The sequence below is a fragment of the Microbacterium paludicola genome (assembly GCF_015235415.1).
Lineage (GTDB): Bacteria > Actinomycetota > Actinomycetes > Actinomycetales > Microbacteriaceae > Microbacterium > Microbacterium paludicola.
Window position 1 is genome coordinate 1 of sequence record NZ_JADGLL010000036.1, and the last position, 20683, is coordinate 20683.

The window sequence follows — 20683 nt, forward strand, 5'->3', positions numbered from 1 at the left end:
GTCGACACCCCCGACACCCCGCCCGAGGCCGTCGCCCGCGTGATCGCCGCGGCGTTGGATGCCCCGCGCGCCGCCCTCGTGCAGGCGACCTACGCGGGCCGCCCCGGTCATCCGGTGCTGCTCGGCGCCGACCACCTGGACGCCGTCGCGGCCTCGGTCTCGGGCGACCGGGGCGCGCGGCCCTATCTCGCGGCGCACGACGCGCACCAGGTCGAGTGCGCGGATCTCTGGTCCGGTTCCGACGTGGATCACCGCTGACCCGGCGCGGGCGTGCGGACCCCGCGACAATCCGCGCGGACGCCGAGAATCCCGCGCAGACCGGATCCTCGGCGCGCCGCTGGATTCTCGCGGCCATCCGGCGCCGCGCGCCTGCCGCCGGGACACGCCCGGGACGGCACGGGGCGGCGTGTCTGAAAGGCCGATATGCATCGCGTGTGAGCCCGGCTGTGCGTTTGAGACGGGCCCGCGGATCTGCCTAACGTCGCCGACGTGCCCCGCGGGGCACCGCCTCCGCGAACTCCGCGGAGGGACAACCGGAACGAAGGGAATCGACTGCATGTCGAAGAGCACGAGCCCGAAGTCCACCACCCAGCGCACCCTGCGCGGCGCAGCCGCCGTCAGTGCGGCCGGAGCCGTGATCGCCGGCGCCGCGTTCGGCGCCTCGGCCGCCAGCGCCACGACCGGCGACGAGCGCCACCACGCCGAGGCGGCCGCGCAGGCCGACGGCGCCACCACGGCCACCCAGGTCGACGCGTCGACCGTGAAGCTCGACAGCCCGGCCGTCGCCGAGACCTCGACGAACCTGGAGGAGAAGCTCGCCACCGTCATCGCCGGCCTCGACGAGCGGGCGGAGGAGGCGCTCCGCGCCGCCGTCGAGACCGGATCGCTCGACCTCGGTCCGCTCCAGGGCCTCCTGAACGGCGGGCACACCGACATCCCCGAACTCCCGATCGACCCGGCCCAGGTCATCGCCGACGTCGGCGCCGAGCCCCTCGTGAGCGAGGACGGCGCGGTGTCGATCGACCTCGCCTCCGGCGCGGTCACGGTCGACCTGCAGACCCTGATCGAGGTCAACGGCCAGCCCGCCGACGCCACCCTCGCGGATCAGGCCGTCGTCGACCTCGTGAAGGCCGACGTGCAGGAGATCCTCTCGGGCGTCTCCGACCGCATCGACGAGCAGCTGCTCGCCGAGGTGCAGGGACTCGCCGAGGGCCTGCCGACCGAGCTCACCTCGCAGCTCGAGGGCATCCAGCCCGTCGCGGTCGAGGAGCTGCAGAGCACGGTCGCCGACGCCGTGGGCGAGGTCACCGCGCCCGCCGCGACCGAGCTCGGCACGGCCGCGAGCGAGCTCGGCGGCATCGTGGAGATCACGGTCGAGGAGGGTGGCAGCGCCACCGTGAACATCGACCTGCCCGACGGCGAGTCGGTGCCGCTGGCCGGCTGACGCCTCTCACGGACGACGCCCCCGGATCCCGGATCCGGGGGCGTCGTCCGCGTCCGCATGTCCGTGCAGGGCGTCACTCCAGCCACTCGGTGATGAACCGATCGCTCGCGTGGATGTGGGTCGCGACGTAGTCTGCGCCGTCGAGCACCTCGAACCGATGCGCGACGAGGGCGGGCACCACGAGCACCTGGTTCGCCCGACCGACGACGCGCTCCTCGCCGACCGTGAACAGCGCGCTGCCCGCGTGGATCAGGAACGTCTCGCTGTAGGGATGCCGGTGAAGCCGCGGCCCGGTGCCGGGGCGCGGCGCGTGCTCGCGGATGATGCTGACCTGCGATCCGTGCAAGTACCCCTCGAAGTTCGCGTCGGCGGCGATGTCGATCGGTGCGATGGCCATGCTGTCAGTGTGCCGGAGCAGCGATGCCCGGTGGGAGGATGGCGCAATGATCGAGCGAGTGGATGCCGTCGGCCGCGACGGACGCGGTGCGGATTCGTGACGGCCTTCGAGCTCGCCGTGCAGGATGCCGCCGGCGTCGCGATCGCGGGTCGCGTCAGGCCCGACCGCATCGAGCTGGCGGCGGCGCTGTCGACGGGCGGGCTCACGCCCTCCCCGGGGCTCATCGAGGCGGCGGTCGCCGCGGGCGTCCCCGTCCACGTGCTCGTGCGCCCGCGTGCCGGGGGCTTCGCCTACGACGAGGCGGATGCGGCGGTGATCCTCGCGGACGTGCGGGCAGCACTCGGCGCCGGGGCGGCGGGCGTGGTGGTCGGCGGCACGGCAGGGGACGGCGTCGACCTCGACCTGACCCGGGCCGTCGTGGATGCCGCCGGGGGCGCCGAGGTGACGTTCCACCGCGCGTTCGACACGCTGCGCGACCGCCGCCGCGCGATCGATGCGCTCGCCGACGCGGGCGTGACGCGCATCCTCACCTCCGGCGGAGCCTCCCGCGCCGCCGACGCCGGGGCCGAGCTGCGCGCCCTGGCGACGCACGCCGCGGGGCGCATTCAGCTCATGGCCGGAGGCGGCGTGGATCCCTCGAACGCCGCGGCGGTCGCCGCGACCGGTGTCGACGCCGTGCACGCCTCGGCCAAGGCCGTCGTCACCGAGCGGCTCGCGGTGTCCCTCGGCTCAGGCGCGGCGGCGGGCACTGCCGGGTACGAGACCACCGACGAGCAGACCGCGACGCTGCTGCGCGACATCCTGCGCGACGCCCGCTGAGGCGCACACCATCGCGCAGCGTCAGGTGCGGATGACGACGTTGATCGGCTCCTCACCGCGTGCCATCCGCTCGGCCTGACCGGCGAGCAGCTTGGCGACCCGGGGACGCATGGCGGCCGAGCGACCGCCGACGTGCGGGGCGATGATCACGCCCGGCAGCGACCACAGCGGGTGGTCGGCCGGCAGCGGCTCCGGGTCGAATACGTCGCTCGCGACGCGCAGGCGACCGCGGGAGACGTGGTCGACGAGTGCGTCGGTGTCGACGATCGTGCCGCGCCCGACGTTCACCACAAGCGCACCGTCGGGCAGTGCCGACAGCGCGGCGTCGTCGATCAGGTGCTGGGTCTCGGGCCCGCCGGGAAGGACGATGACCAGGATGTCCGCGGTCGGCAGCAGCTCGGGCAGCTCGTCGATTCCGCGCACCTCGATGCCGTCCTCCTTGCGGGCGCGGGACGCGACGGGGATCAGCTCGACCTCGAACGGCAGCATCCGGTCGGCGATCGCCTTGGCGACGCCCCCGAAGCCGAGCATCACAACGCGCGTGTCGGCGAGGCCGGTGGCCTCGAACGACTCCCAGTTCGCCTGATCCTGGTTGCGCACCATCCGGGGGAGCTCGCGCTGCGCCGCGAGCATGAGGGCGAGCGTCAGCTCGGCGGTGGCCGTCTCGTGCACCGAGGCGGCGTTGGCGTACACCGTGCCGGCGGGAAGGCGATCCTGCACCCCGTCGTAGCCGATCGACTGGCCCTGCACGAGCCGGTGCTCGACCTGCTTCAGGGCCTTCAGCGCCTTCCCCTGCTTCATGTACGGCGGCACCACGATGTCGATGCGCTCGCGGGGTGCGGGGTCCACGCCGCCGCCCCACTCGATGACCTCGATCGGCAGCGCCGGATCGAGCAGGGCACGCACGTCCTCGGCGAGCTGGGGGGTCGGGACGGACAGGACCACGGGCTGAGGAGAGTCGCTCACCCTTCCGACCCTATCGGCGGATCCGCGGCGCGGACCCGGGCAGATCAGGCCGCCTGGGCGACCGTCGCGGCGATGGCGCTCGTGAAGAACGCGAGGCCGTCGACGCCCGAGCGCATCGCGGCGGGCGTGCCGGGGCCGAAGCCGGGCTCGACCGCGTGCTCGGGGTGGGGCATGAGGCCGACGACGTTGCCGCGCTCGTTCGCGAGGCCCGCGATGTCGTTCAGCGAGCCGTTCGGGTTCACGCCGAGGTAGCGGAAGGTGATGAGGCCTTCGCCCTCGATGCGCGCGAGCGTCTCGGCGTCTGCGGTGTAGCCGCCATCCGCGTTCTTCAGCGGGATGACGATCTCCTGGCCGACCTCGAACTCACTCGTCCACGCCGTCGACGCGTTCTCGACCCGCAGGCGCTGGTCGCGGCGGATGAACTGCTGGTGCGCGTTGCGGATGAGCCCGCCGGGCAGCAGGTGCGCCTCGACGAGCATCTGGAAGCCGTTGCAGATGCCGAGGATCGGCATCCCCTTGGCGGCGGCGTCCTTCACCTCGGACATGATCGGCGCGAGGGCCGCGAGCGCACCGGCACGCAGGTAGTCGCCGTAGCTGAAGCCGCCGGGAAGCACGAGGGCGTCGACGCCGTCGAGGTCGTGCGAGCCGTGCCACAGGGCGACGGGCTCGCCGCCGGCGAGGCGGATGGCGCGCTGCGCGTCGCGGTCGTCGAGCGAACCCGGGAAGGTGATGACGCCGATCCGGGGAGCGGAGGTGCTCACTCCACGACCTCGATGCCCACGACGTCCTCGATCACGCCGTTCGACAGGATGTCGTCGGCGACCTGCTGCGCCTGCGCGAGCAGCTCGTCCGTGACCTCGCCCTCGACGGTGAGCTCGATGCGCTTGCCGATGCGCACGTTCTGGAAGGCTCCGTGACCGAGGCGCGCGAGCGATCCGGTGACCGCCTTGCCCTGAGGATCCAGCAGCTCGGCCTTGGGCATGACGTCGACGACGATGGTGGGCATAGGGATATTCTACGCGGGCTCTCCGCGCAGCTCCGCGCGGAGCCGGTCGACCTGACCCAGGATCGCCAGGGTCTGGGCGTGCGGGACGAGCGGCGACTCGCGCAGGCCCTCGTGCAGGCAGCGCGCGACCTCGGCGGCCTCGTTGCCGAAGCCCCGCCCGTAGAGCGGCTGCGGCGGATCGAAGCGCACGGGCTCGCCGCCGTCGCCGTGGAACGTGAAGTGCGTGGGCGCGAAGAACTGGTCGATCTCGATCCAGCCGCGCTCGGTGGAGATGCGGGCGGCGACCGGCGCGTGGTGGGTCAGGCCGACGGCGAGGCTCGCGAGGGCCCCGCCCGGGTAGCGCCCGGCGATGGCCACGTCGAGATCCACCCGGTCGAAGACGCCGGTCGCCCGCAGCTCGATCGCCTCGCCGAGCAGGAGGTGGGCGAGCGCGAGCGGATAGACGCCCACGTCGAGCAGGGCGCCGCCGCCGAGGGCGGGATCCAGCAGCCGGTGCTCGGGCCCCGCGTCGACGCGGAACGCGAACTCCGCGAACAGGTGCCGCGGTGCGCCGAACTCGCCGGCTGCGAGGCGCCGGCGGAGGTCGAGGATGACCGGGTTGCACGCCATCCACATCCCCTCCATGAGGAAGCGGTCGTGCGCTCGTGCCGTCGCGATGAGCGCCTCAGCGCCGGCCCGGTCGAGCGTCAGGGGCTTCTCGCACAGCACGTGCTTTCCGGCCTCGAGGGCGCGCGTCGCCTGCTCGAGATGCAGCGCGTGCGGTGAAGCGATGTAGACCACGTCGATGTCGGGGGCGGCGAGCAGCTCGTCGTACGAGCCATACGAGCGCTGCGCGCCGTGACGGGCCGCGAAGTCGGCCGCGCGCGCGGCGTCGCGCGAGGCGACGGCGACGAGCTCGGCGCCGGGCGTCACCGCCAGGTCCGCGGCGAAGGACTCGGCGATGGATCCCGGCGCGAGGATTCCCCAGCGCGTGGTTCGGCCGGATGCGGGCTCGTCGGCGAGCGGTGTCTGGGTCACGCGGCGAGCCTAGCGGGGGTCCGGATGGGCCCGCGCAACGGGCCACGTCACAACCTGATCACGGGGTTGCGCATCGTGGGAGCGCTCCCATATGCTCGGTCACGCCCCGCGTGGGAGCGCTCCCATGCTCTCCGCGGAGGTCCCTCTCACCACAGGGATGCGCCACGACGGCGCGCTGATTTCCCCACCACAAAGGAGTGAACTGTGAAGGCACACACCTGGCGTCGTCTCGGCGCCATCGCCGCGGCGGGCACCGTCTCCGCGCTCGCGCTCGCCGGCTGCGCCCCCGCCTCGACCGGCGGCACCGGCGGCGAGGAGCCCTCGGACGAGCCCGTCACCCTCACCATCACCACGTTCGGCACGTTCGGCTACGACGAGCTGTACAAGGAGTACGAGGACGCCCACCCGAACGTCACGATCGAGGCGACGAACATCGACACGGGCGGCAACGCGCGCACCGACCTGTTCACCAAGCTCGCCGCGGGCTCGGGTGTCTCGGACATCGTCGCCGTCGAGGAAGGCTGGCTCGGCGCGGTCATGGAGGTCTCCGACCAGTTCGTCGACCTGCGCGACTACGGCATCGAGGACCGCAAGGCCGACTGGGTCGACTGGAAGTACGAGACCGGCACCGACCCCGAGGGTCGCGTGATCGGCTACGGCACCGACATCGGCCCGACCGGCCTCTGCTACAACGCGAAGGCGTTCGAGGCGGCGGGTCTCCCCACCGAGCGCGAAGAGGTCGCGAAGCTGCTCGAGGGCGACTGGGCGCACTACTTCGAGGTCGGCCAGGAGTACGTCGACAAGACCGGCAAGGCCTGGTTCGACCACTCGGGCTTCGTCTGGAACTCGATCGTCAACCAGCTCCCCGAGGGGTACTACACCAAGGACGGTGAGCTGAACGTCGAGGGCAACGCCGAGCTGCGCGAGAACTTCGACATGCTCGCCGCCGCGGTCGAGGGCGGCCAGTCGGCCGCGCAGGCCGCGTGGGACTGGAACGGCGGCAAGTCGTTCGTCGACGGCACGTTCGCGACCTTCGTCTGCCCCGGCTGGATGCTCGGTGTCGTGCAGGGTCAGGTCGAGACCGGCGGTGGCGACGCGTCCACCGGCTGGGACTTCGCCGACGTGTTCCCCGGCGGCGCCGGCAACTGGGGCGGCGCGTGGCTGTCGATCCCCGAGACCAGCGAGCACAAGGCCGAGGCCGCGGCGCTCGCCGACTGGCTGACGCAGCCCGAGCAGCAGGTGAAGCAGTCGGCCGCGGCCGGCAACTTCCCGTCGACGCTCGAGGCGCAGGAGACCCTCGCCGCCGAGGCGACGCCGAACGAGTTCTTCAACGGTGCGCCGACCGGTGCGATCCTCGCCGCCCGCGCCGAGGGCGTCGTCGCCCAGTTCAAGGGCCCGCAGGACTCGGTCATCCAGGAGAACGTGTTCGGCCCGGCGCTGAACAAGCTCGACCACGGTGAGGCCGACGCCGACGCCGCCTGGGACGAGGCGCTGTCGCTCCTCGCCGAGCTCGTCGAGTAACGCCCCTCCGCTGAGGAACCCGGCGCGTGCCGGGGACGGATCATCCGCTCCCCGGCACGCGCCCCCTGGTACGGCCCGTCAGTGCTCCGTGCCGTATCTCCGCCCATCCCTCGATCGAGGACGCATCCGTCATGACAAGCACGATCTCCGCACCGCCCCAGCGGCGCAGCGCGCCCGACGGCGCCTCGCCGCAGAAGCCCCGCGCGACGACGCGGCAGAAGCTCTCCCGCTTCGACCTGAAGGCGTCGCCCTACCTCTACGTCTCGCCGTTCTTCATCCTGTTCGGGATCACCGGGCTGTTCCCGCTGCTCTACACGGCGGTCGTCTCGGTGCACGACTGGGATCTGCTGAAGGGCCAGGGCGACTTCGTCGGCCTCGCGAACTTCATCGAGCTGCTGCAGGGCCAGTTCTTCTGGAACTCGATCGGCAACACGATCAGCATCTTCCTGCTGTCGTCGATCCCGCAGCTCGCCGTCGCGCTCGTCGTCGCGTACCTGCTCGATCAGGGCCTGCGCGCCCCCACGTTCTGGCGCATGGGAGTGCTCATCCCGTTCGTCGTGACACCCGTCGCGGTCGCGATCATCTTCTCCAGCGCGTTCAACCCGGCCGACGGCCTCGTCAACAACCTGCTGAACCTCGTCGGCATCGGCGATCAGGACTGGAAGCGCGACGGCTTCCTCAGCCACATCGCGATCGCCACGATGGTCAACTTCCGCTGGACGGGGTACAACGCCCTGATCCTGCTCGCGGCGATGCAGGCGGTGCCGCGCGATCTCTACGAGTCCGCGGCGATCGACGGCGCCGGCAGCGTCCGCCGGTTCTTCTCGATCACGCTTCCGTCGATCCGCCCCACCCTCATCTTCGTGATCATCACGGCCACCATCGGCGGCCTGCAGATCTTCGCGGAGCCGAAGCTGTTCGACCCGTCGAGCGCCGGTGGCATCGGCGGATCCGACCGCCAGTTCCAGACCACCGTGCTCTACATGTGGGAGCTCGGCTTCATGAACCGCGACCTGGGCAAGGCGTCCGCCGTCGCCTGGCTCCTGTTCCTGCTGATCGTCGTGATCGGCCTGTTCAACTTCTTCCTGTCGCAGCGGATCAGCGCCGCCGGCGACGGCCCGAGGCCCACCCGCAAGTCCCGCCGTGCCGCGAAGGAGGCCGCCAAGTGAGCACCCAGGTCTCCGACTCGACCCATCTCATCGTCACCGGCAGCGCCGAGCGCGCGCCCGTGAAGCGCCGGCGGGGCGCCGGGGGAGGCGTCGCCGGGCTCGGCAGCCGCCCCGGGTTCCTCGTCTACGGACTGCTGACCGCCTTCCTCGTCGGCAGCATCTACCCGATCTGGTGGTCGTTCGTCGTCGGCTCCGGCACCAACGCGACCCGCGCCGAGACGCTGCCGCTCATCCCCGGCGGCAACTTCATCGCCAACGCGATCACCGTGTTCGACGCGATCCCGTTCTGGAAGGCGCTCGGCAACTCGATCCTGATCTCCACCGTCATCACGATCTCGGTGGTGATCTTCTCGACGCTCGCCGGCTACGCGTTCGCGAAGCTCCGTTTCCGCGGCCGCGACGGCCTGATGATCTTCGTGATCGCGACGATGGCGATCCCGACCCAGCTGGGGATCATCCCGCTGTTCATGGTGATGAAGCAGCTCGGCTGGACCGGCACGATCGGAGCCGTCATCGTTCCCATGCTCGTCACGGCGTTCGGCGTCTTCTTCATGCGCCAGTACCTCGTCGACGTGATCCCGGATGAGCTCATCGAGGCGGCGCGCGTCGACGGCGCCAACCAGATCCGCACGTTCATCACGGTCGGCCTTCCGGCGGCACGTCCCGCGATGGCGATCCTCGGCCTGTTCACGTTCATGACCGCGTGGACCGACTTCCTGTGGCCGATGCTCGTGCTGAGCCCGCAGAACCCGACACTGCAGACCGCACTCAGCCAGCTGCAGTCGGGCTACTACGTCGACTACTCGATCGTGCTCACGGGAGCGGTGCTCGCGACCGTCCCGCTGCTGATCCTGTTCATCGTGGCGGGCAAGCAGCTGATCAGCGGCATCATGGCGGGTGCGGTCAAGGGCTGACCCGCAACCGCTGACAGAGATACACTCCTGCGCGCACCGGTTGCGCTCTTCCGAAGGACACCCATGACCACTCGCACGTTCCCCTCCGAGTTCCTCTTCGGCGCCGCAACGGCGGCGTACCAGATCGAGGGCGCCGCCTTCGAGGACGGCCGCACCGCGTCCATCTGGGACCACTTCAGCCGGATCCCCGGCGCCGTCATCAACGGCGACAACGGCGATGTGGCGACGGATCACTATCACCGCTACCGCGAGGACGTCGCGCTGATGAAGGAGCTGGGTCTGCAGACCTACCGCTTCTCGACGTCGTGGTCGCGCGTGCGCCCCGACGGCGGCCCGGTGAACCAGAAGGGCATCGACTTCTACAGCCGCCTCGTCGACGAGCTGCTCGGCGCCGGCGTCCTGCCGTGGCTGACGCTTCACCACTGGGACATGCCGCAGGCGCTCGAGGAGAAGGGTGGATGGACGTCGCGCGACACCGTCGACCGCTTCGTCGAGTACGCGCTGTCCGTGCACGACGCGCTCGGCGACCGCGTCACGAAGTGGACGACGCACAACGAGCCGTGGTGCTCGTCCTTCCTGTCGTACACGGGTGGCGAGCACGCGCCGGGTCACCGCAGCGTGCGCGAGGGCCTGCTCGCCTCGCACCACCTCCTGCTGTCGCACGGCCTCGCGGTCCGCGAGCTGCGGGCCCGCGACGAGTCGCTCGAGTTCGGCATCACGCTGAACCTCACCAACGGCGAGCCGGTGGATCCGTCCGATCCCGCCGACCAGGATGCCGCGCGCCGCGTCGACGGCCAGTTCAACCGCTGGTTCCTCGACCCGATCTTCCGCGGGGAGTACCCGGCCGACATCGTCGAGGACATCCGCGCGGTGGACGCCGAGGCCGTCGCCGCCTTCGAGGCAGCCGTGCAGGATGGCGACCTCGAGATCGCGTCGACGCCCCTCGACTTCCTCGGCGTGAACTACTACCACGGCGAGTTCGTCACCGGCCACGTGCCGGCGAACCCCGCGCCGGTGGGCGAGGCGCCGAGCGCCTGGCCCAAGCGCTCGCCGTTCCCCGCGATGGACGGCGTGCACTGGGCCGAGCGCGGCTACAAGCGCACGACGATGAACTGGGAGGTCGACTTCGCCGGCCTCACCAACCTGCTGAACCGCGTCTGGGCCGACTACGCAAAGGCGGTGGAGGTGCCGCTGTACGTCACCGAGAACGGCGCCGCCTACGACGACGTGCTCGTCGACGGCGAGGTCGTCGACACCGAGCGCGTGGAGTTCGTCCGCGGCCACGTGGCGGCGGTGCTCGATGCGATCGAGGCCGGCACCGACGTCCGCGGATACTTCTACTGGTCGCTGCTCGACAACTACGAGTGGGCGTGGGGCTACGAGAAGCGCTTCGGCATCGTGCACGTCGATTACGACACGCAGGTGCGCACGGTGAAGGCAAGCGGCAAGGAGTACGCGAGGATCATCGCAGCGCGCAGCGTTGCGGACACGGCCGCGGCGCCGGCCGGCGCCTCGGTCCTCAGCTAGGAGACGGATGGAACAGCCCAGCACGATCGCATCCCCGCGGGGAGCGGCGGCGGCCACGATCGAGGAGGTCGCGGCGCGGGCCGGGGTCTCACGTTCGACGGTGTCGCGCGTGCTGGGCGGCGGGGACCGGGTGAGCCCGGCGGCGCTCGAGTCGGTGCGCCGCGCGATCGACGAGCTCAACTACGTGCCGAACCGGGCCGCGCGCTCGCTCGCGAGCAGGCAGACGCTGGCGATCGCGCTCGTCGTGCCCGAGGACACCACCCGTTTCTTCGGCGACCCGTTCTTCGCCTCGCTCGTCACCGGCATCAACGAGAAGCTCGCCTCGACCGACTACCTGCTGAACCTCTTCATCGCGTCGGGCGACCCGGGCGACAAGACGACCAACTACCTCGTGGGCGGCAACGTCGACGGGGCACTGATCGCCTCGCACCACGCGTCGAACACGTTCCTCGAGCGGATCCATCGCGCCGTCCCCGTGGTCTTCGGCGGCCGCCCGCTCGTCGCCGACCTGTCGGGGTACTACTTCGTCGACGTCGACAACGTCGAGGGAGCCCGCATCGGCACACGGCACCTGATCGACCGCGGGCACCGCCGGATCGCCACGATCACCGGCCCGCTCGACATGCCCGTGGGATCCGACCGACTGCAGGGTTTCCGGGCGGAGATGGCGGCGGCAGGCCTCAAGCCGGGCCCCGCGGAGGACGGCGACTTCACGGTCGACGGCGGCACGGAGGCGATGCAGCGCATCCTCGCCGCCGGCGTGCCCGAGGCGGTGTTCGTGGCGAGCGACCTGATGGCGCGCGGCGCGATCGGCGTGCTGCGCGCGGCGGGGCTGCGCGTGCCGGAGGACGTCGCGATCGTCGCCTTCGACGACTCCCCGGTCGCGACGACGATGACGCCGCGGCTCACGACCGTGCGCCAGCCGTCGCGCGAGCAGGGCGAGGCGATGGTCGACGTCCTGCTCGCCCGGCTCGCGGGAGCCGAGCCCCCGCACACGACGATCCTGCACACCGAGCTGGTGATCCGCGAGACCGCCTAGCTACTAGTTGACAAATCACCTAGGTGTGGTGTCGACTAGGGCGTGTTGCTAAACCCATTGGAGGGTCGCGGCGAGGCAGATGGCGGAGTGGTAGTTCCGGGCGGTCTTGTCTGAGCGCATCGCGATCCCTCGCCATTGCTTGAGCTTGTTGAAGCAGCGTTCGACGACGTTGCGGCGCTTGTAGCGCTCTTTCTGCTCGCGACCGAAGTCGATGGGCCGGCCGGGGTGCTTCCGGCGGTGAGCGATCTGGTCGTCGCGCTCGGGGATCGTCGTGGCGATGCCGTGCTCGCGCAACCACGCCCGGTTCGCTTTCGACGGGTAGCCCTTGTCCGCGAGGATCCGGTCGGGCCGCGATCGCGGTCTGCCGGCGCGGCCAGGGACGCGGATCTCGGAGAGTGTGTCGATCAGCATGCTCGTGTCCGTTGCCTGCCCCGGTGTCAGCACGAACGCCAACGCCCGGGCGCGGCCGTCGCAGACCAGGTGGCTCTTCGTCGTGAGCCCGCCGCGAGAGCGGCCGATCGCGTGATCAGGAGGCTCTGCCCCGAACTTCTTGTAGTTCGACCGAGCCCCCTGTGTCGCGTTTCAGGGTCGCGCCGTGCTGGTGGACGCGCACGATCGTCGAGTCGATCGACGCCACCCAGTCCAGCTCGCCACGCTGATGAGTGAGGGACTGCGTTTTCTCGAGCACGCGCGCCCAGACGCCCTGCTCCGACCACCGGTTGAAGTTCTTATAGATCGTGTTCCAGTTCCCGAACCGCTCCGGCACGTCCCGCCACGGCGCACCCGTCCGGTACCGCCACGCTGTTGCCTCCACCACTGCACGACGCTCCACCGGCGGACGCCCCGTCGCCTTCGGAACCGGGAACAACGGGCCGATCACGGCCCAGGTCTCATCGGAGATCTCAGTACGTGCCACATCCCCAAGCGTGGCCCGCGCACCGACGATCACCCTTTAGCAACACGCCCTAGCCGCATGACACTCGCGCGCATCATCCTGGGGCTGCTGTCGCTCGCCCCGATGACGGGGTACGACATCAAGCGGCACATCGAGACGACCGTCACCCACTTCTGGACCGCCGACAAGGCGCAGATCTATCGGGCCCTCGACGCGCTCGTGCGCGACGGGCTCGCGACCGTGCACACCGTGCCGGGGCAGAGCGGTCCGGCGCGGCAGGAGCACCGCATCACGGACGCCGGCCGCGCGGTGCTCGCCGAGTGGCTGGTCTCCGACCTCGAGCGCTCGGCCGAGCGCGATCCGTTCCTCGCGCGGCTGTTCTTCGCCGGCGACCTCGGCGACGCTGAACTTGGCGCGCTGCTCGCCCGCCGGCGCACCGCCGTCGAGGAGGCGCTCGCGACCTTCGAGCGCATGCGCGAGGAGCTGCCCGAGCCCACGAGCCGCGCCGAGCGGGTGCGGCTGTGGACCCTCGAGAACGGGCTCGCCCACGTGCGCGCCGAGGCCGCCTGGCTCGACCGCATCGAGGGAGAACTGGCATGACCGCCGCCACGACCGCGAGCGCCGCCTTCCCTGAGCTTCACCGGCCCGGGCAGCCGTCCACCCGGCCGCCGCTCGTGCTGCTCCACGGCGGCAACGTCGCGAACTGGATGTGGGAGCCGCAGGTGGCGGCCTTCGGCGACCGCGTCGTCGTCACGCCCGACCTTCCCGGCTTCGGCGCCAGGGTCGCCGAGGACTGGCCGGGGCTCGACGCCGTCGCGGACGACCTGATCCGCCGGCTCGACGGGCTCGGCGTCACCGGTCCCGTGGACGTCGCGGGCCTCTCGCTCGGCGCGGTCACGACCATCCGGCTGCTCGCGCGGCATCCCGAGCGCGTGCGGTCGGCCCTCGTGACCGGCGCGGCGCTCGTCGGCGTCGGGGCGGCGGCGCGGCTGACGTCGCGCGCGCAGCTGAGCGCGTGGCGGGCGCCGTGGTTCTGGCGTGCGCAGGCGGCCGCGTTCCGGATCCCGGAGGACGCGCGCGAGCTCTACGTCTCGCACGGGGCTGTCGGTGCGGCGCGAGACCGCCGCGGCCATGCTCGCCGAGGTCTACGCGGGCGGGGTGCCCGCGGCGCTGCAGACCGTGGATCGCCCGCTGCTCGCGATCGCGGGCGAGAAGGAGCCGGGAGAGATCCGGCGTTCGCTCACCGCACTGGGGAAGCGGATGCCGCAGGCGCGCCTGCATCTCGCGCCGGGGATGCACCACATCTGGAGCATCGAGGACGTCGAGCTGTTCAACGCCACGCTCCGCGCCTGGTTCGACGAGGGGCGGCCCGAGGAGCGGCTGCTGCCCTTCGGCGGAAACCGGGCCTGATCGGCTCTCGACGCGGCGCGCCGCCGATCGCTAGCTTGAGCACATGCCGTTCGTGCTCTCGCTGCTCGTGCTCGCGTTCTCGGTGGTCACGCTGATCGACATCATCACGCGCCAGGACTGGCAGGTGAAGCACCTGCCGAAGTTCGGATGGATCATCCTGGCCATCGTGATCCCGATCGTCGGCGGCATCGCGTGGTGGGCCGCCGGCCGGGAATACCCCGAGCGCCCTGCGCGGGCGCCGCGCTCCGAGCCGCTGCGGGCCCCGTCGATCCGGATCGTCGACGACCGCCGGATGGAGGGCCGCAGCACCGAGCAGCAGCTGGCCGACCTCGAGCGCGAGATCGAGGCCGACCGCCTGCGCGCCGAGATCGCCCGCCGCAAGGCCGAGCGCGGCGAGGCCTGACCCCGCGCCCGGGTGCCCGCGTGCCGGTGCCGAGGGGCCAACGCCGAGCAGGCATCCCGGCCGCCACCAGGTATGCATCCGCGTGCCCTCTCGCGGCGCGGATGCCTGCTCGCGGGCGCTACGGGCGCTCCGCGACGATCTCGGCCTTGAAGCCCGAGGCGTTCTCGATCCAGCCGGCGTAGTGATCCGGCCCGCCGGCGTGCGGGTAGCGATCCTGATACAGCGGCGTCCAGCCGTTGGCGGGCGCGTGCGAGAGGATCCGGTCGACGTCCTCGGGCGATCCGCCGCGGAACGCGAGGTGGTTGAGCCCCTCGCGCCGCCGGTCGTGATCGCCCTGCTGCCGCGGCGCCTCGGTGAAGGTGAGGTACGTGCCGCCCGCCCTCCAGGTGAAGCCGCCCGGCCACTCGTCGCCGCGCTCCCAGCCGAGGCTCTCGAGCAGCCACGACCACTCGGCCGCCGCGCGCTCGGCCGAGGCGACCCAGATCTCCACGTGGTGAAGGCCCGCGCTCATCCCGGCCACCCCATGTCTCGCTGCGCCTCCGCGATGAACGCCGACTTGGCGCGGGTGTAGTCGTCGTAGTCGGCGGCATCCGCGAAGCGGTCCGCGAGGTCGCGTTTGACCGCCTCGTACCGGGCGCGGTGGTCCGGATCGGATCGCAGCCAGTCGCGGAATGCCAGCACGAAGGCCGCGAACGGCGAGTCGGCGCGGCGGACGTGGAGGATGACCTCGGGCCCGGCCGGCCCCTCGGGCCGGTGGAAGAGCAGCTTGGCGTGAAGCGCCGGATCGGGATCGGTCTGCAGGCGGGGGATGTCCGCGTGGACGCCGGGGGAGTCGGGACGCGACCCCTGCGCCCGGACGAGGCCGAGCGGGGCGATCGCCGCCGTGAGCGGCGCCGCGGACGGGAGCTCGGCCGCGAGCAGCTGAAGGTCGATGATCGGCTTCGCCGCCAGCCCCGGCACCGAGGTCGAGCCGATGTGGTCGAGCGCGAACGCGTCGCTTCCCGGCAGGTCCGTCGTCGCGGCGCGGATGCGCTCGAGCAGCGACTCAGCCTCGTCGGCCCACGCCGGGTCGTGGTCCGCGATGCGAGGGGCGCCCATCCCGCCATCGTAGGGGCGGTGCCGCGCGGCGCTGATTGGCCCGCGCGCGGCTCGCCCCGCCCTGTCAGGATCGGCACATGGGCGAGTACGAGTTCTCCGGCGACGCGGCGCGGCTCGACGGCGCGTGGGTCCATCGCATGCTGAGCGAGCACTCCTACTGGGCGCGCGGCCGATCGCGCGAGCTGCAGGATGCGGCCAACGCCGGATCCCGCTGCTTCGGCGTGTACGACGGCGAGCGGCAGGTGGCATTCGCCCGCCTCGTGACCGACGGCGCGACCTTCGGCTGGCTCGCCGACGTGATAGTGGATCCCGACCGCCGCGGCGAGGGGATCGGAAAGCTGCTGCTCGACGGCATCGTCGCCGAGATCGACCGCCTCGGCCTCAGGCGCGCTGTACTCAAGACCGACGACGCGCATACCCTCTACGCCCGCCACGGCTGGGAGCCGGTGACGCCGCCCGGCGACTGGCTCGTCCGCGGCCGCCGCTGACCCCTCAAGACTTCGTCAGATCCTGGGCGAGCATCACCAGGATGCCGCTCGGGCCGCGCAGGTACGTGAGCTTGTAGACGTCCTGGTAGTTCGCGACGCCGCGCAGCGGATGACAGCCGTGGCGCGCCGCGATCTCGAGCGCGGCGTCGATGTCGTCGACCGCGAACGCCACGCGGTGCATGCCGATGTGGTTCGGCAGCGTGGGCTCGGTCTCGATCGCGTCGGGATGGATGTACTCGAACAGCTCGACCTGACCGTGTCCGTCGGGGGTCTGCAGCACCGCGATGCGCGCGTGGTTGCCGTCGAGGCCCACGGCGGTGTCGGCCCATTCGCCGCTCACGGTGTCACGGCCGAGCACGGTGAGGCCGAGATCGGTGAAGAACGCGATGGTCGCCTCGAGGTCGCGGACGGCGATCCCGACGTTCACCAGCTCGATGGGCATGCGCGGGCCTACGCCTTCGCGTCGATCTCGTCGCGGCGCAGCAGGATGATCCGATCCAGCGTGCTGGGCGGGATCGGCCGCTCGGGTGAGAACCGGATGGTGCCCTTCGAGAGCGAGAACCCGGCGAGATCCTGCTCCACCTGGGCAACGATCGTGCCGCTGAAGGGGAACAGCGACAGCCCCGCCTTGGTCTGCATGGCCGACACGAGGCCCTTGCCGCGGTGCAGCAGTGCGGGCATGCCGTAGCTCACGCCCTCGGTCGCGCCGGGCACGAGCTCGAGCGCGCGGGCGCGGATGCCGTCGATCACGCCGCGCGGGGCTCGTCGAGCGACGCGATGTAGTCCGCGACCGTGCCCATGCGGTCATCCTGGCACCGCCGATCCGGATGATCCACCCGGTCGTCGGTGACTGCGCTCACTCGTCGGAGCCGTGGTGCAGAAGGGGCTGGTGAGCCGACATTCGGCGCACCAGCCCCTGCGATCCGACGACCGAGCGCCGGATCCGACGACCGCGCGGATCAGTCCTGCGGGTCGCCGCCGAGCGGGCCCACCGCCGGGATCGGGCCGCCGTCGTCCGCGCCGGTCTTGCGCGCGCGGGCGATGAGGTTGCCGAGGTGGTAGATCACCAGCGCCGCGACCGTGCCGAGCACGATGCCGCCGAGCTCGAAGCCGTCCCACTTCATGGCGAACCCGGCGATGCCGATCACGAGCGCCACCGCGGCCGTGTACTGGTTCACGGGGCGCGAGAAGTCGACGCGGTTGTCGACCCAGATCTTGATCCCGATGATGCCGATCAGGCCGTAGAGCGCGGTCGTCACGCCGCCGAGCACGCCGGCGGGGATCGAATTGAACACCGCGCCGATCTTCGGCGAGAATGCGAGCAGGATGGCGACGACGCCGGCGACCCAGTAGACCGCCGTCGAGTACACGCGCGTGGCGGCCATGACGCCGATGTTCTCGCCGTACGTGGTGGTGCCGGATCCGCCGCCGAGGCCCGCGAGGGTGGTCGCGGCGCCGTCTGCGATGAGCGCGCGGCCCGTGTGCTGATTCACCGAGTTGTCGGTCATGGTCGCGACGCCGCGCACGTGGCCCACGTTCTCGGCGACCAGCACGAGCACGACCGGCAGGAACATCGCGATCGCCGACCACGTGCCGCCCGAGGCGAAGTCGGGCAGGTGGAACTCGGGAACACCCAGCCAGTCGGCGTCGGCGATCGTCTGCGCCGGGCTCATGCCGGTCGCGGGGTTCACCACGTCGAGGGCGCCGCGGGCGACGGCGACGATGTAGCCGACGATCACGCCGAGGAAGATCGAGATGCGGCCGAGGAAGCCCTTGAACAGCACCGCGAACAGGATGACGGCGGCCAGCGTGATCGTGGCCGTGAGCGCGTCGGTCGCGAAGCTGCTCCACGCGGTGGGCGCGAGGTTGAAGCCGATCAGGGCGACGATCGCGCCGGCGACGACCGGGGGCATGAGCTTGTCGACCCAGCCGAGGCCCGCGAACTGCACGACGAGGCCGATCACCGCGAGCAGGACGCCGACGGCGACGATGCCGGCGAGCGCCGATCCCATTCCGGCGGACGCGGTCGCGGCGGTCACGGGCGCGATGAAGGCGAAGGACGAGCCGAGGTAGCTGGGAAGGCGGTTCTTCGTGATCAGCAGGAACAGCAGCGTTCCGAGGCCGCTGAAGAACAGCGTGGTCGAGACGGGGAAGCCGGTGATGGTCGGCACGAGGAACGTCGCGCCGAACATGGCGACGACGTGCTGCGCGCCCATGGCGATGGTCGCGGGCCAGTTCAGTCGCTCGCCGGGCGCGACGACGCGTCCGGGCTCGACCGTGCGGCCGTTGCCGTGGAGGGTCCACAGGGGCATGAGGCTCCTTGGGAGAAGGGGGCGGGTGGGCAATCGATCAACGATACTTCCCCGCGTGTTTCGGCACCGTGAACGGCGCGAACGGCTGTCACAGCCTGGCCACGATCGATGCCCTCGGCATGCGCTGTGGCGCCGTATGGACGTAGCGTGGAGGGACCCATTCCCATACGTAACGCACATTTCGATCGATAAGCGAGTTGAATATGCCCGATCAGCAGCGCCCGGAGAACGAGGCGCCACCCAAGCACAAGCCCGTCACCAACCTCGTGAGGGAGGTGACTCATCCTGCGCTGATCCCCGGCATCGGCGTCGAGGACACCGGCAGGACGTTCTCGACCAACTGGCTCGTGCTGGGACTCGCCGGAGCTCTCGTGCTCGGCGTCGTGATCTGGGGCTTCGCGGCTCCGCAGAGCATCAGCGACGCCGGATCCGCCTCCCTCGGCTGGGTGATGGAGAACTTCGGCTGGCTCTTCTCCCTGCTCGCGATCGTGACCGTGGTGTTCATGATGGTCGTCGGCTACGGCCGCACGGGCGGCGTCCGACTCGGAGCGGATGACGAGGCTCCGGAGTTCTCGACCGTCTCGTGGATCGCGATGCTGTTCTCGGCCGGCATGGGAATCGGCCTGCTGTTCTGGGGGCCCGCCGAGCCGCTGACGTACTTCCTCACCGTGCCGCCGGGGTTCGACGCCGAGGCGGGCTCGCGCGACGCGATGCATCTCGCGCTCGCGCAGTCGTTCCTGCACTGGGGGCCGATGGCCTGGGCGTTCTACGCCCTCGTGGGTGGGGCGATCGCCTACGCCGCGTACCGCCGCGGCCGGGCGCCGCTGATCTCGGCGATCTTCGCGCCGATCTTCAAGGAGCGCACCGAGGGCTGGGCGGGGGCCGTGGTCGACGTCTTCGCGATCATCGTGACCCTGTTCGGCACGGCCGTGACGCTCGGCATGGGCGCGCTGCAGATCGCGCGCGGCGCCGAGTTCGTGACCGGCATCGGGCCGCTCGGCAACGGCGCGCTCATCGTGATCGTGACGGTGCTCACCGCGGCGTTCGTGGTGTCGGCGGTGTCGGGCGTCAAGCGCGGCATCCGCCTGCTGTCCAACATCAACATGATCATCGCGCTGATCATCGGCGTGCTGCTGTTCGTGCTCGGCCCCACGCTGCTGCTGCTGAACATGGTGCCGGCGTCGGTGTCGGCGTTCTTCGCCGAGCTGTGGACCATGCTTATGCGCAACCCCGCGCAGGGTGAGGATGCGGCATCCTTCGTCAACAGCTGGACCAACTACTACTGGGCGTGGTGGATCTCGTGGACGCCGTTCGTCGGCATGTTCATCGCGAAGATCTCGCGCGGTCGCACGCTGCGCGAGTTCACGACCGTCGTGATCGTGGTGCCCGCCGTGGTCTGCATCGTCTGGTTCGGCATCATGGGCGGATCGGCGATGTACTTCGACGAGCTCACCGGCGCGGTGGGGCAGGCGATGGCGGATGGCGGCACGGAGGCGGTGCTGTTCGCGGTGCTGAACAACCTGCCGCTCGGAGGCGTGCTCTCGGTGCTGGCGATGATCTCGATCATCCTGTTCTTCGTCACCTCGGCCGACTCGGCCGCGATCGTCATGGCCTCCATGAGCCAGCGGGGCAAGCCCGAGCCCTCGACGTGGGTCACGATCACGTGGGGCGTCCTGCTCGGCGCCGCTGCGCTCGCACTGCTGCTCGCTGGCGGCCAGACCGCGCTGTCCGGCCTGCAGTCGATCATGGTGGTGACGGCGCTGCCGTTCGCGGTGATCGTGGTCGGGATCATGATCGCGTGGGGCCGCGAGCTCACGACCGATCCGTACATCCTGCGCCGCCGGTTCGCGCGTGCCGCGATCGCGCAGGGAGTGCGGCTCGGTATCGAGGAGCACGGCGACGACTTCGTGTTCGGCGCCACCGAGGTGGCCGCGCACGAGGGCGCCGGCGCGAACATCGACACCGATGATCCGGCGCTCACCGAGTGGTACGCGACGGCGACCGAGCAGATCCCGCTGGTGACGGCAGAGGACGTGGCCCGCACGCTCGAGCCCGGGCACATCCAGCCGAAGGGACCGGATCACCCGGAGCACACGGCCTCGGGGGATGCGTCGCTCGTCGTCGGCGAGGACCGGCCGAAGCGCGAGCGTCACTGACGCGAGACGAGACGCCGCGAGGCGGGGACTTCCCGGGATGGGGGTCCCCGCCTCGCGGCGTCTCCGGCTCTGCCGGCGTCTCCGGCTCTGCCGGCGGATCGG

At 71.1% G+C, this 20683-nt stretch carries 23 protein-coding genes and 2 pseudogenes; 14 read left to right on the top strand and 11 right to left on the bottom strand.

Annotation, left to right across the window (positions count from 1 at the left end):
* A partial coding sequence (locus IR155_RS12330; RefSeq protein ID WP_167760786.1) for an NTP transferase domain-containing protein occupies nt 1-258 on the top strand: 258 nt, incomplete at its 5' end.
* Between the two features lie 298 nt (nt 259-556).
* The gene (locus IR155_RS12335) at nt 557-1444 is read left to right on the top strand and encodes a choice-of-anchor G family protein (RefSeq protein ID WP_135115128.1); all 888 of its coding nucleotides are present in this window, start codon (nt 557-559) and stop codon (nt 1442-1444) included.
* A 73-nt stretch (nt 1445-1517) separates the two neighbouring features.
* Here the strand turns inward: IR155_RS12335 and IR155_RS12340 are convergent, their stop codons facing one another.
* Nucleotides 1518-1841: a cupin domain-containing protein gene (locus IR155_RS12340; RefSeq protein ID WP_135115129.1), complete on the bottom strand. Its 324-nt coding sequence runs from the start codon at nt 1839-1841 to the stop codon at nt 1518-1520.
* A gap of 96 nt (nt 1842-1937) precedes the next feature.
* Here IR155_RS12340 and IR155_RS12345 point away from each other — a divergent pair, with 96 nt between their 5' ends.
* Complete coding sequence (locus IR155_RS12345) at nt 1938-2660, top strand: copper homeostasis protein CutC (RefSeq protein WP_194210333.1); 723 nt, start codon at nt 1938-1940, stop codon at nt 2658-2660.
* 21 nt (nt 2661-2681) lie between these two features.
* On the opposite strand, the gene IR155_RS12350 is transcribed toward IR155_RS12345, so the two are convergent.
* From IR155_RS12350 to IR155_RS12365, 4 genes are read right to left on the bottom strand one after another with little or no spacing between them, the layout of a single operon-like run.
* On the bottom strand, nt 2682-3626 hold the full coding sequence (locus IR155_RS12350; protein WP_233441198.1) for a 2-hydroxyacid dehydrogenase: 945 nt from the start codon (nt 3624-3626) through the stop codon (nt 2682-2684).
* Between the two features lie 44 nt (nt 3627-3670).
* On the bottom strand, nt 3671-4387 hold the full coding sequence (gene purQ / locus IR155_RS12355) for a phosphoribosylformylglycinamidine synthase subunit PurQ (RefSeq protein WP_135115131.1): 717 nt from the start codon (nt 4385-4387) through the stop codon (nt 3671-3673).
* Nucleotides 4384-4632: a phosphoribosylformylglycinamidine synthase subunit PurS gene (purS, locus tag IR155_RS12360; protein ID WP_135115132.1), complete on the bottom strand. Its 249-nt coding sequence runs from the start codon at nt 4630-4632 to the stop codon at nt 4384-4386. Before purS ends, purQ begins: the two co-directional genes overlap by 4 nt.
* A 9-nt stretch (nt 4633-4641) precedes the next feature.
* Entirely contained in the window at nt 4642-5649 is a 1008-nt protein-coding gene (locus IR155_RS12365) for a Gfo/Idh/MocA family protein (RefSeq protein ID WP_135115133.1), read from the bottom strand.
* 204 nt (nt 5650-5853) lie between these two features.
* On the opposite strand from IR155_RS12365, the gene IR155_RS12370 reads away from it, so the two are divergent.
* The 5 genes from IR155_RS12370 to IR155_RS12390 all read left to right on the top strand — a co-directional run bounded on the left by IR155_RS12370 (nt 5854) and on the right by IR155_RS12390 (nt 11819).
* On the top strand, nt 5854-7170 hold the full coding sequence (locus tag IR155_RS12370) for an ABC transporter substrate-binding protein (RefSeq protein WP_135115134.1): 1317 nt from the start codon (nt 5854-5856) through the stop codon (nt 7168-7170).
* Between the two features lie 131 nt (nt 7171-7301).
* Nucleotides 7302-8339 (top strand): carbohydrate ABC transporter permease, encoded by a 1038-nt coding sequence (locus IR155_RS12375; RefSeq protein ID WP_135115135.1) that lies wholly within the window; start codon nt 7302-7304, stop codon nt 8337-8339.
* Nucleotides 8340-8398: 59 nt separating this feature from the next.
* On the top strand, nt 8399-9253 hold the full coding sequence (locus IR155_RS12380; protein ID WP_233441199.1) for a carbohydrate ABC transporter permease: 855 nt from the start codon (nt 8399-8401) through the stop codon (nt 9251-9253).
* A 63-nt stretch (nt 9254-9316) separates the two neighbouring features.
* Nucleotides 9317-10780 carry a GH1 family beta-glucosidase gene (locus tag IR155_RS12385; RefSeq protein WP_135115136.1) on the top strand — a complete coding sequence of 488 codons (1464 nt, stop codon included), beginning with the start codon at nt 9317-9319 and terminating at the stop codon, nt 10778-10780.
* Nucleotides 10781-10787: 7 nt separating this feature from the next.
* Complete coding sequence (locus IR155_RS12390; protein WP_135115137.1) at nt 10788-11819, top strand: LacI family DNA-binding transcriptional regulator; 1032 nt, start codon at nt 10788-10790, stop codon at nt 11817-11819.
* 48 nt (nt 11820-11867) lie between these two features.
* On the opposite strand, the pseudogene IR155_RS12395 reads toward IR155_RS12390, so the two are convergent.
* A pseudogene (locus IR155_RS12395) lies at nt 11868-12768 on the bottom strand (IS5 family transposase).
* Between the two features lie 24 nt (nt 12769-12792).
* Between IR155_RS12395 and IR155_RS12400 the strand changes: the two are divergent.
* From IR155_RS12400 to IR155_RS12410, 4 genes and pseudogenes are all read left to right on the top strand, one after another.
* Nucleotides 12793-13314, top strand: coding sequence for a PadR family transcriptional regulator (locus IR155_RS12400; RefSeq protein WP_135115138.1), 522 nt, complete (start codon nt 12793-12795; stop codon nt 13312-13314).
* A gap of 107 nt (nt 13315-13421) precedes the next feature.
* Nucleotides 13422-13766 (top strand): annotated as a pseudogene (locus IR155_RS16355) (alpha/beta fold hydrolase); the annotation flags it as partial.
* A 55-nt stretch (nt 13767-13821) separates the two neighbouring features.
* A complete protein-coding gene (locus IR155_RS16010; RefSeq protein WP_228067126.1) occupies nt 13822-14124 on the top strand; it encodes an alpha/beta fold hydrolase in 303 nt (100 codons plus the stop codon).
* Between the two features lie 43 nt (nt 14125-14167).
* The gene (locus IR155_RS12410) at nt 14168-14527 is read left to right on the top strand and encodes a PLD nuclease N-terminal domain-containing protein (RefSeq protein ID WP_135115139.1); all 360 of its coding nucleotides are present in this window, start codon (nt 14168-14170) and stop codon (nt 14525-14527) included.
* A 118-nt stretch (nt 14528-14645) separates the two neighbouring features.
* Here IR155_RS12410 and IR155_RS12415 read toward each other — a convergent pair whose 3' ends face one another.
* Nucleotides 14646-15038 carry a VOC family protein gene (locus IR155_RS12415; protein WP_135115140.1) on the bottom strand — a complete coding sequence of 131 codons (393 nt, stop codon included), beginning with the start codon at nt 15036-15038 and terminating at the stop codon, nt 14646-14648.
* Nucleotides 15035-15625 carry a GrpB family protein gene (locus IR155_RS12420; RefSeq protein WP_135115141.1) on the bottom strand — a complete coding sequence of 197 codons (591 nt, stop codon included), beginning with the start codon at nt 15623-15625 and terminating at the stop codon, nt 15035-15037. Before IR155_RS12420 ends, IR155_RS12415 begins: the two co-directional genes overlap by 4 nt.
* Nucleotides 15626-15702: 77 nt before the next feature.
* On the opposite strand from IR155_RS12420, the gene IR155_RS12425 reads away from it, so the two are divergent.
* A complete protein-coding gene (locus tag IR155_RS12425) occupies nt 15703-16113 on the top strand; it encodes a GNAT family N-acetyltransferase (protein ID WP_135115142.1) in 411 nt (136 codons plus the stop codon).
* Between the two features lie 4 nt (nt 16114-16117).
* Here the strand turns inward: IR155_RS12425 and IR155_RS12430 are convergent, their stop codons facing one another.
* From IR155_RS12430 to IR155_RS12440, 3 genes are all read right to left on the bottom strand, one after another.
* Complete coding sequence (locus IR155_RS12430) at nt 16118-16555, bottom strand: VOC family protein (protein ID WP_135115143.1); 438 nt, start codon at nt 16553-16555, stop codon at nt 16118-16120.
* Nucleotides 16556-16563: 8 nt separating this feature from the next.
* Complete coding sequence (locus IR155_RS12435; RefSeq protein WP_209306776.1) at nt 16564-16863, bottom strand: iron chaperone; 300 nt, start codon at nt 16861-16863, stop codon at nt 16564-16566.
* 209 nt (nt 16864-17072) lie between these two features.
* A complete protein-coding gene (locus IR155_RS12440; RefSeq protein ID WP_135115144.1) occupies nt 17073-18425 on the bottom strand; it encodes a uracil-xanthine permease family protein in 1353 nt (450 codons plus the stop codon).
* Nucleotides 18426-18628: 203 nt separating this feature from the next.
* Between IR155_RS12440 and IR155_RS12445 the strand changes: the two genes are divergently transcribed.
* Nucleotides 18629-20581: a BCCT family transporter gene (locus tag IR155_RS12445; protein ID WP_135115145.1), complete on the top strand. Its 1953-nt coding sequence runs from the start codon at nt 18629-18631 to the stop codon at nt 20579-20581.
* The last annotated feature ends 102 nt before the right edge of the window (nt 20582-20683 follow it).

Excerpts from the sequence above, each read along its gene's own strand:
- IR155_RS12335 (WP_135115128.1), top strand. The coding sequence starts at position 557 with ATGTCGAAGAGCACGAGCCCGAAGTCCACCACCCAGCGCACCCTGCGC.
- IR155_RS12340 (WP_135115129.1), bottom strand. The coding sequence starts at position 1,841 with ATGGCCATCGCACCGATCGACATCGCCGCCGACGCGAACTTCGAGGGG.
- purS (WP_135115132.1), bottom strand. The coding sequence starts at position 4,632 with ATGCCCACCATCGTCGTCGACGTCATGCCCAAGGCCGAGCTGCTGGAT.
- IR155_RS12375 (WP_135115135.1), top strand. The coding sequence starts at position 7,302 with ATGACAAGCACGATCTCCGCACCGCCCCAGCGGCGCAGCGCGCCCGAC.
- IR155_RS12385 (WP_135115136.1), top strand. The coding sequence starts at position 9,317 with ATGACCACTCGCACGTTCCCCTCCGAGTTCCTCTTCGGCGCCGCAACG.
- IR155_RS12390 (WP_135115137.1), top strand. The coding sequence starts at position 10,788 with ATGGAACAGCCCAGCACGATCGCATCCCCGCGGGGAGCGGCGGCGGCC.
- IR155_RS12400 (WP_135115138.1), top strand. The coding sequence starts at position 12,793 with ATGACACTCGCGCGCATCATCCTGGGGCTGCTGTCGCTCGCCCCGATG.
- IR155_RS12410 (WP_135115139.1), top strand. The coding sequence starts at position 14,168 with ATGCCGTTCGTGCTCTCGCTGCTCGTGCTCGCGTTCTCGGTGGTCACG.
- IR155_RS12415 (WP_135115140.1), bottom strand. The coding sequence starts at position 15,038 with ATGAGCGCGGGCCTTCACCACGTGGAGATCTGGGTCGCCTCGGCCGAG.
- IR155_RS12420 (WP_135115141.1), bottom strand. The coding sequence starts at position 15,625 with ATGGGCGCCCCTCGCATCGCGGACCACGACCCGGCGTGGGCCGACGAG.
- IR155_RS12425 (WP_135115142.1), top strand. The coding sequence starts at position 15,703 with ATGGGCGAGTACGAGTTCTCCGGCGACGCGGCGCGGCTCGACGGCGCG.
- IR155_RS12430 (WP_135115143.1), bottom strand. The coding sequence starts at position 16,555 with ATGCCCATCGAGCTGGTGAACGTCGGGATCGCCGTCCGCGACCTCGAG.
- IR155_RS12440 (WP_135115144.1), bottom strand. The coding sequence starts at position 18,425 with ATGCCCCTGTGGACCCTCCACGGCAACGGCCGCACGGTCGAGCCCGGA.
- IR155_RS12445 (WP_135115145.1), top strand. The coding sequence starts at position 18,629 with ATGCCCGATCAGCAGCGCCCGGAGAACGAGGCGCCACCCAAGCACAAG.